Source organism: Streptococcus sp. S5 (assembly GCF_034134805.1).
GTDB classification, from domain to species: Bacteria; Bacillota; Bacilli; order Lactobacillales; family Streptococcaceae; genus Streptococcus; species Streptococcus lingualis.
This window is the reverse complement of sequence record NZ_CP139419.1, coordinates 146,330-159,686: the sequence shown is the minus strand read 5'-3', so window position 1 is coordinate 159,686 and position 13,357 is coordinate 146,330. Positions and strand designations below refer to the sequence as shown.

Below are 13,357 nucleotides of genomic sequence, written 5' to 3'. Positions count from 1 at the left end.
TCTTTACACTACTTTCCTTCCATAAAATAAACAGACTGTAAATTAATTGTTTTTGCCACTTCAATAATTTCTTCTCTACTAACCTTATCGATGGACTCTAACCACTCTTCTAAAGAAAGGACTTTCTTTCCTAGGATCGTTTTCAGATATTCCCTTTCAATCAAGGTATTTTGCCGATCCTGTGCTAATAAGGTCGTATTCACCAACATTTCTTTTGTCAATTGAAGCTCTGACTCTGTAAACTTGCCTCGTTTTAAATCATTCAACTGTCTCATAATCAAGGTCATTACTTTGGTACGAGATTCCTTATCAATGCCTGCAAAAACTCTCATGAAGCCTGTAAAAATATCAAAATGGCTTGAGATAGTATAAGCAAGGCCTTCTTTCTCACGAATTATTTGAAAAAGTCTCGAATGCGAGAAAGCTCCCAGCATCCCATTTAATACAACTAGAGGGATATGGAGAGATTCTCCATACTGGGTAGAAAAATGATAACCTAATTCTAAAATAGATTGTTGGTTTTGTTTTTGCTCTAACTTTTCTCTTACAACATTTGTAAAAGGTTGTTGATAGGTGACAGACAAATTGTTATCACGTGGCTTGAATTCAAACTGGTTCACTCGATCCACAATAGCGACCTCATTAAAATCGCCTATGAAAAAGAAGTCAATGTTATCTAATTGGAGCATCTGATGAAACTGTCCAAGAGAACTTTGAGCTGTTTCTTGTCTCACTAAATCAACTTTCCCCAATCTTGACATCCCGATTGTTTCGTCTTCAAAAAATAGTTGATTCAATTGCCCATGTGCATAATAATAAGGCTCTTCAATTTCTGACTCCAAATCGGAAATCGTATTTTTCTTTTCAACGTCAAATGTATCACTGTCAAAGTGATCTTCTACTACCAAAGGTGAAAAGAAGATAGTTTCTATAATGTCCAAAACCTCATCAGTAAGAACATTTTTCTTACTCAAAAAGTCATCGCGCACAAAGGAAATATTCAAATCAACATAATGAACACGCCCCCTCTTAGAGACTGAGGTTGACAATTCTACCCCGTATAGACTCGCTAATTTTTCACGGAATAATTGTGAAGTTGGATATTTTTGATTTGCAGTTTCCATCATACAGGCTACTAAAACACGCGCAGCCACGGTATTTTCATCTAATGGCGATGAAAAACGGACCTTAATTTTATTGGTTTTAAATTTTTTTGATTGAAGAAAGTGAAGATTCACGCCCTTTACTAATTCCATTTTCATCCTCGTTCTACTCAATAGTAACTTTCATTATAACACGAAATCACACTAAAATCCTAATTCAAACTGTGAAAAAGCTCCTCAAATCACTCAACATTCTCTACCCTAGAAAAACTAAAAATATGGTATAATAACACGCAAAGAGGTGAACTATGAATTACAAATTATTTGATGACTTTATTACATTACAAGCAATCTTAAAAGAACTCGGTATTATACAGAGTGGTGGTGCAATCAAAGCCTTTCTTCAAGAAAAAGAAGTCTTTGTTAATGGTGAATTAGAACAACGGAGAGGCCGTAAACTTCGTGTCAATGATCAAATTGACATTCCTGAACTGAGCATGACTATCACCATTCTTGAACCTTCTCAAGAAGAAATAGAAGAGCATCTTAAAGAGAAGGAAGAAAAGGAACGTGTTGCTAAACTTGTCAAGCAACTCAATCAACAACAAAAGAAACAACCGACAAAGACTAACAAAAAAGAAAAAGCAATTCGCTTTCCTGGTATCTCCTAATGTGGTTAAAACACTTATCCATTCAACATTTTCGTAATTATCAAGAACTTGAAGTCGAGTTTCATCCTGGATTAAATATTTTCCTAGGTCAAAATGCTCAAGGAAAGACCAATATTCTCGAATCAATTTATTTTCTAGCTTTAACCAGAAGTCATCGAACACGAAATGATAGAGATCTCATCTATTTTGAATCCACAGATTTCAAAGTTTCTGGTCAATTACAAAGAGAAACTGGTCCCCTTCCATTAGAAATTTCCTTGACTCCAAAAGGTCGGATAACTAAGGTAAATCATTTGAAACAAGCCAAATTATCGAACTATATTGGCCATATGAATGTTGTCCTTTTCGCACCCGAAGATTTGCAACTGATCAAAGGATCACCTGCAGGGCGTCGAAAGTTTATTGACATTGAATTAGGTCAGATGAAACCTCTCTACTTATCTGACTTATCTCAATACAACCATGTACTGAAACAAAGAAATAGTTATCTAAAAAATTCGGAAAAAATTGATGCTACATTTTTGGATGTCTTAGATTCACAACTAGCTAGTTTTGGAAGTCGCGTCATCCATCATCGGCTTGAGTTTATTAAAAAATTAGAAGCTAAAGCAAAAGAAAAACATACTCGACTTTCTGACAACAAAGAAAACCTATCAATTCAATATCAGTCAACTGTTTTTTCTGAAGAAGGAAATGATATAGAAGAGCAGTTTCTCTCTATGTTGGAAAAAAACCGTCAGAAGGATATTTTTAGGAAAACAACAAGTATTGGGCCTCACAGGGATGATTTGGCATTTTTCATCAATAATATGAATGCTACCTTTGGTAGTCAAGGCCAGCATCGAAGTGTTGTTCTCTCTCTAAAATTAGCAGAAATTGAATTAATGGAAGAAATCACAAGAGAAAAGCCGATTTTACTACTTGACGATGTCATGAGCGAACTTGACAATTATCGTCAACTTCAACTACTTGAAACCATCTCTAATAATATTCAAACATTTATTACAACGACCACTCTCGATCATTTAAAAGAACTACCTGAAGAGTTGAAAATTTTCACTGTTCAAGCCGGTCATATCAAAACAGCATCTTGACAATACTGTCAAGATGCTGTTATTTTTGTTTACAAATGTGTAAATTTATTGTGCCGAGTAGTTAGGAGCCTCGTTTGTAATTTGCACATCATGAGGATGGCTTTCTTTCAATCCTGCACCACTCATTTCAACAAATTGTGCATGATCATGTAAATCTTGAATGGTTGCTGCACCAACATACCCCATACCTGAACGAATACCACCGATCATTTGGAATACCATATCTGCTACAGAACCTTTATAAGCAACACGTCCCTCAATTCCTTCAGGAACCAATTTATTGGCTTCATTGACAGATCCTTGGAAGTAACGGTCGCTAGAACCTTTCTTCATTGCTGCAATAGATCCCATACCACGGTATGTTTTAAACTTACGACCTTGGAAGATTTCTGTTTCACCTGGTGCTTCATCTGTACCTGCAAGCATTGAACCAAGCATTACTGCATTTCCACCAGCTGCGAGTGCTTTGACAATATCTCCTGAATACTTGATACCACCATCAGCAATGATCGTTTTTCCATATTCACGAGCTACAGCGGCTGCGTCATAAATAGCAGTCACTTGAGGAACACCAACCCCTGCAACAACACGAGTTGTACAGATTGATCCTGGACCAATTCCGACCTTAACTACGTCTACCCCTGCATCAAATAATGCACGAGCACCTTCAGCAGTTGCAATATTTCCTGCAATCAAGGTACGATCTGGGAAGTGAGCACGAATTTCTGCAATCTTACGAAGAACACCCGCAGAATGTCCATGAGCAGTATCAATGACAATTGCGTCTGCACCAGCTTCAAAAAGAGCTTCTGCACGTTCAAAAGTATCTGAAGTAACCCCTACGGCACCAGCCACAAGCAAACGACCAAATTCATCCTTAGCCGCATTTGGAAACTCAATAACTTTTTCAATATCTTTGATTGTAATCAAGCCAGAAAGACGACCATTTTCATCTACCAATGGTAATTTTTCAATACGGTGCTCTTGTAGAATGCGTTCAGCTGTTTCCAAATCAGTTCCAACTGGTGCGGTCACCAAATTTTCACTCGTCATATGATTTGAAATGGGTTGATTGTAATCAGAAATAAAACGCAAATCCCGGTTTGTAAGGATACCAACTAATTTACGATTTTCAAGTGTTTCAACAACAGGAACACCACTGATTCGGTATCGTCCCATCAACTCATCTGCTTCTGCAATTGTATGAGACGGAGTCAAATAGAACGGATCAATGATAACTCCATTTTCAGAGCGTTTTACTTTGCGTACTTCATCTGCCTGTTGCTCAATTGACATGTTTTTATGGATAACACCAAGTCCACCAGCACGTGCCATAGCAATTGCCATTTGACTTTCAGTCACTGTGTCCATGGCAGCAGTAATGATTGGGATATTCAAGCGTAAATTACTTGCTAATTGTGTACTTAAATCTGCATCATTAGGCAATACGTGACTTTCTGCTGGAATCAAAAGCACGTCATCGAATGTAAACCCTTTTTTTAAAAACTTTGTGTCCCAATTAGACATTAGCTGGATCCTCTTTTCTTTTTATTTGAGCAAGGCTCGAATTTTTATTGTTAATATCATACCATTCTATCGTAATTTGTCAATCATTTATTGGTAAATTATCAATGAACAGTAAAGAAATGTTCGCTATTAATGAAGTCGTTTTATTTTTTAAAATAGGTAATTCCCATCGCAGATTTTACTTCATCCAGTGTTTGAGCTGCTACATTTCGAGCGCGCTCACTTCCTTTTTCAAGAATAGAGTAGACCTCACCCATATCCTTTGCAAACTCAAGTCGTCTTTCACGAATCGGTCTTAACTCACGATCTAAAATTTCTAAAAGATATCGTTTGGTCTTTACATCACCAAGTCCACCACGTTGATAATGTTCTTTCATTTCTGCAATTTCAGCTGCATCTTCTGGACGGCCAAATACATCCAGGTAATGAAACACCATATTGCCTTCGATTTTTCCTGGATCCTCTACTTTAATATGATCAGGATCAGTATACATACTCATCACTTTTTTCTTTAAAGTATCTGCATCATCAGCTAGGTAAATGCCATTATTCAACGATTTAGACATTTTAGCATTTCCGTCTAAACCAGGTAAGCGCCCTGCTGCTTCATTTTCAGGATAAATCCCTTCCGGTTCCACCAAAGTATCTGTGTTGTAAGCATGATTAAAGGAGCGCACAATCTCACGGGTTTGCTCAATCATTGGCTTTTGATCATTTCCTACTGGAACAAAATTCGCTTTAAATGCTGTGATATCGGCTGCTTGTGAAATAGGGTATACCAAAAATCCTGTTGGAATACTCTCACCAAAACCTTTTTGAGAAATCTCGGTTTTTACAGTTGGGTTTCTTTCAAGTCGCGCCAAAGATACAAGATTCATGTAATACATGGTCAATTCCGCTAATTCAGGAATCTGACTTTGAATGAAAATCGTAACTTTTTCAGGATCTAGTCCAGCTGCCAGATAATCCAAAGCAACATTACCAATAGATTCTACAATCGTTTTTGGATTTTTTGCATGGTCTGTCAAAGCTTGCTGGTCTGCTAGGAAAACAAACATATTATACTCGTCTTTATTTTGCAACAAGACGCGATTTTTTAAAGAACCAACATAGTGGCCAATATGGAGTTTTCCTGTTGGTCTATCTCCTGTCAGAATGATGGGTTTTGTCATACTCTTCTCCTTAATCGTTATCCCTATCATTATAGCACTTTCTAGTTGAAAATGTTAGTCTACCCTCTATGTTTATAAGGAATTAACACTTTACTAAACTGTCAACTTAGTTTACATCGTTGTAAAAACTAATTGACAGTAAAAAAGTTGAATTTTCCCCTATTTTCTAGTAAAATGAAGACATTATAGAAAGAGGAGAATATCATTGCTTACAGTATCAGACGTCTCACTACGTTTTAGTGATCGAAAATTGTTTGACGATGTCAATATCAACTTTACAGAGGGAAATACATACGGTCTCATTGGTGCCAACGGTGCTGGAAAATCAACCTTTTTAAAAATTCTAGCTGGAGACATTGAACCAACAACTGGTCATATTTCACTTGGTCCTGATGAACGTTTGTCCGTTTTGCGTCAAAATCACTTTGACTACGAAGACGAGCGGGTCATCGATGTTGTCATTATGGGAAATGAAAAGCTCTACAACATTATGAAAGAGAAAGATGCTATCTACATGAAAGAAGATTTCTCTGATGAAGATGGTGTCCGTGCAGCTGAACTTGAAGGTGAATTTGCCGAACTTGGTGGATGGGAAGCAGAAAGTGAAGCATCTCAATTGCTTCAAAATCTAAATATTTCAGAAGACCTTCATTATCAAACTATGAGCGAGTTAGCCAATGGGGATAAAGTGAAAGTTCTCTTAGCTAAAGCCCTTTTTGGTAAACCAGATGTCCTTCTTTTGGACGAGCCGACCAATGGATTGGATATTCAATCCATTACCTGGTTAGAAGATTTTCTGATTGATTTTGAAAATACGGTTATCGTTGTATCCCACGACCGCCACTTTTTGAACAAAGTCTGCACCCATATGGCGGATCTCGACTTTGGAAAAATTAAACTTTACGTCGGAAACTATGATTTCTGGAAAGAATCTTCTGAACTTGCAGCAAAATTACAAGCAGATAGAAATGCAAAAGCTGAAGAAAAAATTAAACAATTACAAGAGTTTGTCGCACGTTTCTCAGCCAACGCTTCAAAATCAAAACAAGCAACTTCGCGTAAAAAAATGCTTGACAAGATTGAACTTGAAGAAATTGTTCCATCTAGTCGGAAGTACCCATTTATCAATTTTAAGGCAGAACGAGAAATTGGTAACGATCTCTTGACAGTTGAAAATCTTTCTGTCAAGATTGATGGAGAAACCATCCTTGACAATATCAGCTTTATCTTACGTCCTGGTGACAAAACCGCCCTTATCGGACAGAATGATATTCAAACAACCGCTTTGATCCGTGCCTTGATGGATGATATTGAATATGAAGGAACTGTCAAGTGGGGAGTTACAACTAGTCGGTCTTATCTACCAAAAGACAACAGTCGTGATTTTGCAGGTGGTGAAAGTATTCTCGATTGGCTTCGTCAATTTGCAAGTAAAGAAGAAGATGACAATACTTTCCTTCGTGGTTTCTTAGGACGTATGCTCTTTTCGGGTGACGAAGTTAACAAGTCTGTCAACGTCTTGTCAGGGGGAGAAAAAGTTCGTGTCATGTTGTCTAAATTGATGCTCCTCAAGTCAAATGTTCTTGTACTAGATGATCCAACCAATCACTTAGATTTGGAGTCTATCTCAAGTTTGAATGATGGATTGAAGAATTTTAAAGAATCGATTATCTTTGCTAGCCATGACCACGAATTCATTCAAACACTCGCCAACCATATTATCGTTCTTTCAAAAAGCGGCGTGATCGATCGTATTGATGAAACCTATGATGAGTTTCTTGAAAATGAAGAAGTTCAAGCAAAAGTGAAAGAACTTTGGAGTCAATCATAAAAATAAAGAGCCCTGAAATAATGATTTCAGGCTCTTTCAGTAGAAATATATGAAAAAAACAAAGCTAAAAACATCCCTTTTTATAGTATCTTCTTTCCTGATTCCAGCTATCATGATGTTCTTTATTTACCTCTCGCAAGGAATCTACTGGAACAGTGATACATCCCCCTTATTAGGAGATGGTTATCATCAGTATGTCATTTTTGATACCACACTTCGAAATATTTTACATGGGACAGATAGCCTATTTTACAGTTTTCAAAGTGGATTAGGCATTAATTTCTATGCACTCAGTAGCTATTATCTAGGAAGTTTCTTTTCTCCTCTTGTCTTCTTCTTTAATGCACAATCCATGCCGAATGCTGTTTACCTCATCACTCTTCTTAAATTTGGAGCTATTGGGTTAAGCACTTATATTAGTTTACATGGAATGTTTTCTAAAATTCCTAGATCCCTGGTTCTTACCCTTTCAACCTCATTTGCTCTTATGAGCTTTGCTATCAGCCAAATTGAAATCAAAACTTGGCTAGATGTTTTTATCCTAGCACCATTAATTCTTTATGGATTCAAAAAACTCATTTACAATGAGGGAGAGATTCTCTACTTTATAAGCTTAACCAGCTTGTTTATCCAAAATTATTATTTTGGGTTTATGATGTCTATTTTTCTCATTTTATGGTACTTGACACAACTGTCATGGGACATCAAAGGAATTGGAAAACACTTCTTTCGTTTTGTGATTGTATCTCTTTTATCAGTTATAACAAGCCTTGTGATGTTATATCCAACCTTCTTAGATTTACGCACTCATGGAGAAAGTTTTTCAAAGATTGACAGTATCTTTACAGAAAAAAGTTGGTATCTTGACATATTTGCAAAAAATTTCATTGGAAGTTTTGACACTACTAAATATGGATCAATTCCAATGATCTACGTGGGATTATTTCCACTTCTTTTAGCGATTACCTTTTTCTTTGTAAAGTCGATCAAGTTTCACGTGAAACTTTCTTACTTTATACTCTTGACCATTCTTATTTTGAGTTTTCGTTTTCAATTATTAGATCTCCTTTGGCAAGGTATGCACGCGCCAAATATGTTTCTTCATCGATACTCTTGGATCTTTTCTTTGACGATTATTCTGATGGCAGGAGAAGTACTAAATCGAATAGAGGAGATCACTTGGATTCGTTTTAGTCTTGCTAATTTCCTCCTTATTCTAGGATTTGGAGCAACTGTCCTTTACAGCAGTCACTATAAATTTTTAGATGCTGTCAATTTTATTGTTACTTTTGAATTTTTAATTGCTTTCTATTTGGTCTGTTTAGGATTTATCCTAAAAAAGATACCGCCTAGACTTTTCTATCTTTCGATCCTTTTTTTCTCCATTTTTGAATTATCGGTAAATAGTTATTATCAAATGGAAGGAATTGCGAATGAATGGGTCTTTGCTTCTCGATCATCCTACGAACGCGACTTAAAAGCCATCCAATCCTTAGTAAGAGAGAAGACAGACTCAAATTATCGGACTGAGATTCTACATCCACAAACGGGCAATGATAGCATGAAGTATGGTTATAATGGAATTTCTCAATTTTCATCTGTACGAAATACGGATGCTAGCTCGACATTGGACAAACTAGGATTTAAATCTGAAGGAACTAACCTCAATCTTCGATACCAAAACAATTCTATTTTAATGGATAGTCTATTTGGTGTTCGCTATAATTTAAGCCAACAACCTGTTCAAAAATTTGGATTTAAAGAGATTGCAACCAAAAATGGAGTCTCACTTTCAGAAAACGAATATGCCTTACCAATCGCCTTTCTGTCAGCAAAACCTTATAAAAATACTTCCTTTACGAATTTGACACTGGATAATCAGACACGATTCATCCATCAAATCACGGATGAAAAATATAAATTTTATAAGAAATTAAATATTCTCTCGCCTACTTCACAAAATACTACATCTTCGTTGCAAACTGCAAAAATTGAAGAAGATAGTCATCTTTCCTACGCAAGTATTCAATATGAAGTAACGGTTCCTACCCATAGCCAACTATATGTCAATGTTCCAAATTTACAATTTTCAAACGATGATCGGAAAGATATTGAAATCAGCTACAATGGACAGACCCAACGCTATACCATTGATAATGCCTTTCCATTCTTTTCAATTGGCCATTTTGACACAGAAGAAACAGTTACTATTCGTATGAGTTTTCCAGAAAATTCGACAGTCTCCTTTGATACACCAGAATTTTTTGCTCTGGATCTTGACCAATACACACAAGCTATCGCTAGTATTCGTCAGCAAGAAGTTGCTATTCACAAAAAGAAAAACAAATTGGTAGCAGCCTATAACGCAAATAGAGACACTACCCTTATTTTTACACTCCCTTATGATAAAGGCTGGTCAGCTAAACAAAATGGAAAGCCTATCCAAATTCATCGCATCCAGAAAGGATTGATGGGAGTTCGTGTTTCAAAAGGATCCGGAACAGTCACCTTAACATTTGTTCCCCAAGGCTTCATTGAAGGACTCATTGCCTTTTTCGTTGGAATCATTCTCTTCTTCCTCTACGAATGGAGACAAATAAAAAGACGAAAAAGTTAAGGAATCTAACCATCGTTCACTTATAAATAAAAGGCTAGGATAGTCATTATCCTAGCCTTTTTCAAAACAAAAAAAACACCCAAATGGGTGCTATACTAGCTCCGCCAGTAGGACTCGAACCTACGACATCATGATTAACAGTCATGCGCTACTACCAACTGAGCTATGGCGGAATGAGATATAGTCCGTACGGGATTCGAACCCGTGTTACCGCCGTGAAAAGGCGGTGTCTTAACCCCTTGACCAACGGACCATATATTCATTAACAGAACATATCCCATTATATCAAAATTTAACTAATTGTCAAGCACTAAATTCTAAATTTTGCTCTTCAATTAATTTTTTGGCACGTTTGATATTGCTTCTTGAGATTGGACAAGAATACCCTTCTTTCAACAGCAGCTGTTTCTTTTTCTTATCCATTCCAATGATCATACTTCTATTCACGATAAAAGATTGATGGGGACTGAAATATCTCTCCTCCACATCTTTCTCCAAGACATCTGATAAACTTCCCGCAATTTCTTTTTGAAAATTTTTCCCAACTAAGTTTAATTTATAAGCCGAACCAACAGTTTCAATATAAAGAATATCCTTAAATGGAATTTTTATCTTTTTATCCTTAAAGTCATACTCAAAATAATCTGTCAAATCATCATTTCCAATTTGAATAGTTGTTAGGTACTCAATACACTCCTTGATTTTTAATCTAAATAAATCTTCATTCAAATTTTTATCAATAAAATCTAAGGCAGATACTTTATAACGATAGGTAATCGAAGCGAATTCTGATTTTGTAGTAATAAAAACAATAATGGCATAAGGATTTGCTTCTCGTATTTTTTGAGCAATTTCCAGCCCACAATACTCATTGTCTTGGATATGAATATCTAGAAAATATAATTGGTGGATATCCGAATGCTGGATATAATTTTCAAATTCCGAAATTTTACCGGTAGAAATCACTTCAAGTTTAATTTCTAATTCCTTAGCAATTTCTGCAATATGTTTTTCTACCCGTATCTGTTGAGAGAGCTCATCTTCTAATAAAAAAATCTTCATTCTTGTTCGTATCCTCCAATCTTCAAAACTTGTAAAAAACGATTTCCTTGCAATTCCGTTTCTAAAAACATCGTTCCATAATTTGCTAAGATTTTTCTCACATTATTTAATCCTAGTCCTCTATTTTCTCCTTTTGTCGAATAGCCTTCTTCATATATTTTTCTAATATCAAAAGTGATTTCATTTGTTGTATTATGAATCACTAAGTAAACAATTTTTGAAATAGAGAAAATAGCAATATGAACTTTCTTTTCTTCTGCTTCTTTTGAAGCTTCCAAAGCGTTTGTCACTAGAATCCCAACGATTCTCACGATATCTAATAAATCAACTGGTAGTTGCTCGATTGGTTCACTCGTTTCAAAGGTCATTTCTACCCCAGCATCTCTTGCATCCAACCAGCCTCGAATCAAAATACTTCGTAAAGCAGAATCTTTGATATTGACCAAGTTGAATCCTGATAATGCTTCTGTATTGATCTCTTTATAACCTTTTTCCAATACTTCTCTATGGATTCTCTGTATTTCTGGAATATTTTCTTCCTCAATAGCTAATGACATAGAAATAACTAAATTTCCCAAATCGTGACGAAATCCCCTAACAATAGAATAGAGACTTTGAATTTCAGCCATATACCGACTCATTTGTTGCTCAGAAAATTCTTTATACTCCAGTTCTAAATTTTTACGATACTGATCTCGCTCGATTTTCATATGGAATAAGCTGACTACAAAAGAGAAAAAACAAATCGTTGCCAACATACTCCCAAAATTTTTAAATTGCGCTTGTTCACTAATCCATAAAGCAAAATTAATCACTACAAATATAGCAAAATAGACACAGATGAGTCTCTTTAAATATTTTTCAAATTCTTGCTCATAAAAAGGAGTGAAATCAAATTCAAATAGGTCAATTAACTTCAAAATGATTCCTAAAGAAAGCAAACGAATACACATATTGTAGACAATCGAGTAAGCTGCTACTAAAGCATCTCCCAACACTGAAGAGACAATTATCGTCAGAAAAGTTGCTGTTCCTTCAACCGCTAAATAAGTAAAAAAAGAATAAAAAATGGCGCACAAGCGATTCGTCCGATTGGCATAATGATAATAAGGATATAAATAAATCGGCCATAAGAGCATATTTAAATCAGAGAGTCGAATATTTGAAAATAAAGTCACATCTAAAAATACTAAGAGACTTTCAAAAAGAAGAACAAAGGTGCTCAGCAGAAAGATAAATGCAAATTGATGTTCCTGATAGATTTTTTCGTCCACTAATGCAAACGTCAGAACAATGATCCCTCCCAAGAGAAAAGACAAGATTAATGACTGAATCACACAAACTCTCCCACTTTGTTTTTTCTATTTTATTATACTCTAGTATTATTATAAAAAAATAAAATTTTATATACAAAAAATTATAATATAAAATAGCCTAAAATTAAAGGGAATAGGTAAAATTGTAATGTTTTTGTTACATGAATGAAAACTATTTTACACAATTTATATAATCTACACTTTGCACTATATAGGGATTGTTAGTTCTTTTTTTAAATATTCCTAATAAATCATTTCATTACTATTTGTCTATAGTGAAGTATACAAAAATTAATAGATAATGAAAATTTATACATTTTTATATAAAAGAAAAGATGCAGCAAAAGCTGCATCTCTCATTTGATCCCAGCAGGATTCGAACCTGCGACCGTTCGCTTAGAAGGCGAATGCTCTATCCAGCTGAGCTATGAGACCGAACTTACTTCATTTTAGCAGAAAAAGGAAGGAGCGTCAAGGTTATTTATGGTAAGGACTCCCCTGTTGAATCATGAAAGCACGATAGATTTGTTCCACCAACACTAATTTCATCAACTGATGAGGAAGAGTTAATTGACCAAAGCTCATTAATAGATTTCCTCTTTTTTTCACTTCAGGAGACAGACCAAGACTGCCTCCAATAACAAAAGTAAGGTTTGAATAACCAGATGTCATAATCTGGTCAATCGTTTGACTAAATTTCTCTGAAGGAAATTGTTTTCCTTCGATGGCTAATACAATCACATATTCCTTATCTGAAATCTTAGAGAGAATTCGTTCCCCCTCTTTTTCAAGGATTTGTTGATTTTCGAGTTGACTGGCACGATCTGGAGTTTTTTCATCAACTAACTCAACCTGTTCTACTTTTGCAAATCGACCAAGCCTTTTAATATACTCCGCGATCCCATCTTTTAAGTATTTTTCTTTTAATTTTCCAACGGTTATCAATTTAATTTTCATTCCCCTA

Annotated in this window: 10 protein-coding genes and 3 tRNA genes; 4 read left to right on the top strand and 9 right to left on the bottom strand. The window is 35.5% G+C overall.

The window, feature by feature from the left end; genetic code table 11:
• Positions 1 to 8: 8 nt before the first annotated feature.
• Positions 9 to 1,256, bottom strand: a complete 1,248-nt coding sequence (gene yfmF / locus SM123_RS00920; RefSeq protein ID WP_118396210.1) for an EF-P 5-aminopentanol modification-associated protein YfmF — start codon at positions 1,254 to 1,256, stop codon at positions 9 to 11.
• Between the two features lie 155 nt (positions 1,257 to 1,411).
• On the opposite strand from yfmF, the gene yaaA reads away from it, so the two are divergent.
• Complete coding sequence (gene yaaA, locus SM123_RS00915) at positions 1,412 to 1,774, top strand: S4 domain-containing protein YaaA (RefSeq protein WP_024054765.1); 363 nt, start codon at positions 1,412 to 1,414, stop codon at positions 1,772 to 1,774.
• Positions 1,774 to 2,868, top strand: a complete 1,095-nt coding sequence (gene recF, locus SM123_RS00910; RefSeq protein WP_118396208.1) for a DNA replication/repair protein RecF — start codon at positions 1,774 to 1,776, stop codon at positions 2,866 to 2,868. Before yaaA ends, recF begins: the two co-directional genes overlap by 1 nt.
• Positions 2,869 to 2,913: 45 nt before the next feature.
• Here recF and guaB read toward each other — a convergent pair whose 3' ends face one another.
• Together guaB and trpS are read right to left on the bottom strand one after the other, a co-directional pair.
• The gene (gene guaB / locus SM123_RS00905; protein WP_003009220.1) at positions 2,914 to 4,395 is read right to left on the bottom strand and encodes an IMP dehydrogenase; all 1,482 of its coding nucleotides are present in this window, start codon (positions 4,393 to 4,395) and stop codon (positions 2,914 to 2,916) included.
• A gap of 143 nt (positions 4,396 to 4,538) precedes the next feature.
• Positions 4,539 to 5,567 carry a tryptophan--tRNA ligase gene (trpS, locus tag SM123_RS00900; RefSeq protein ID WP_320909611.1) on the bottom strand — a complete coding sequence of 343 codons (1,029 nt, stop codon included), beginning with the start codon at positions 5,565 to 5,567 and terminating at the stop codon, positions 4,539 to 4,541.
• Positions 5,568 to 5,772: 205 nt separating this feature from the next.
• Here trpS and SM123_RS00895 point away from each other — a divergent pair, with 205 nt between their 5' ends.
• The gene (locus tag SM123_RS00895; RefSeq protein WP_320909610.1) at positions 5,773 to 7,398 is read left to right on the top strand and encodes an ATP-binding cassette domain-containing protein; all 1,626 of its coding nucleotides are present in this window, start codon (positions 5,773 to 5,775) and stop codon (positions 7,396 to 7,398) included.
• A gap of 49 nt (positions 7,399 to 7,447) precedes the next feature.
• Positions 7,448 to 10,015 carry a YfhO family protein gene (locus SM123_RS00890; protein WP_320909609.1) on the top strand — a complete coding sequence of 856 codons (2,568 nt, stop codon included), beginning with the start codon at positions 7,448 to 7,450 and terminating at the stop codon, positions 10,013 to 10,015.
• 99 nt (positions 10,016 to 10,114) lie between these two features.
• Here the strand turns inward: SM123_RS00890 and SM123_RS00885 are convergent.
• The 6 genes from SM123_RS00885 to rlmH form a co-directional block, all read right to left on the bottom strand.
• Positions 10,115 to 10,188: transfer RNA gene (locus SM123_RS00885), tRNA-Asn, on the bottom strand.
• Between the two features lie 8 nt (positions 10,189 to 10,196).
• Positions 10,197 to 10,268 (bottom strand) — tRNA-Glu (locus SM123_RS00880).
• 50 nt (positions 10,269 to 10,318) lie between these two features.
• Entirely contained in the window at positions 10,319 to 11,077 is a 759-nt protein-coding gene (locus SM123_RS00875; protein ID WP_003009229.1) for a response regulator transcription factor, read from the bottom strand.
• Entirely contained in the window at positions 11,074 to 12,414 is a 1,341-nt protein-coding gene (locus SM123_RS00870) for a sensor histidine kinase (protein WP_214259682.1), read from the bottom strand. The genes SM123_RS00875 and SM123_RS00870 overlap by 4 nt, the downstream gene beginning before the upstream one ends.
• 340 nt (positions 12,415 to 12,754) lie before the next feature.
• A tRNA-Arg gene (locus tag SM123_RS00865) sits at positions 12,755 to 12,828 on the bottom strand.
• 42 nt (positions 12,829 to 12,870) lie between these two features.
• Positions 12,871 to 13,350: a 23S rRNA (pseudouridine(1915)-N(3))-methyltransferase RlmH gene (rlmH, locus tag SM123_RS00860; RefSeq protein WP_003009233.1), complete on the bottom strand. Its 480-nt coding sequence runs from the start codon at positions 13,348 to 13,350 to the stop codon at positions 12,871 to 12,873.
• Between the last annotated feature and the right edge of the window lie 7 nt (positions 13,351 to 13,357).

Coding starts and splice junctions, on each gene's coding strand:
- yfmF (WP_118396210.1), bottom strand. CDS start 1,256: ATGGAATTAGTAAAGGGCGTGAATCTTCACTTTCTTCAATCAAAAAAA.
- yaaA (WP_024054765.1), top strand. CDS start 1,412: ATGAATTACAAATTATTTGATGACTTTATTACATTACAAGCAATCTTA.
- recF (WP_118396208.1), top strand. CDS start 1,774: ATGTGGTTAAAACACTTATCCATTCAACATTTTCGTAATTATCAAGAA.
- guaB (WP_003009220.1), bottom strand. CDS start 4,395: ATGTCTAATTGGGACACAAAGTTTTTAAAAAAAGGGTTTACATTCGAT.
- trpS (WP_320909611.1), bottom strand. CDS start 5,567: ATGACAAAACCCATCATTCTGACAGGAGATAGACCAACAGGAAAACTC.
- SM123_RS00890 (WP_320909609.1), top strand. CDS start 7,448: ATGAAAAAAACAAAGCTAAAAACATCCCTTTTTATAGTATCTTCTTTC.
- SM123_RS00875 (WP_003009229.1), bottom strand. CDS start 11,077: ATGAAGATTTTTTTATTAGAAGATGAGCTCTCTCAACAGATACGGGTA.
- rlmH (WP_003009233.1), bottom strand. CDS start 13,350: ATGAAAATTAAATTGATAACCGTTGGAAAATTAAAAGAAAAATACTTA.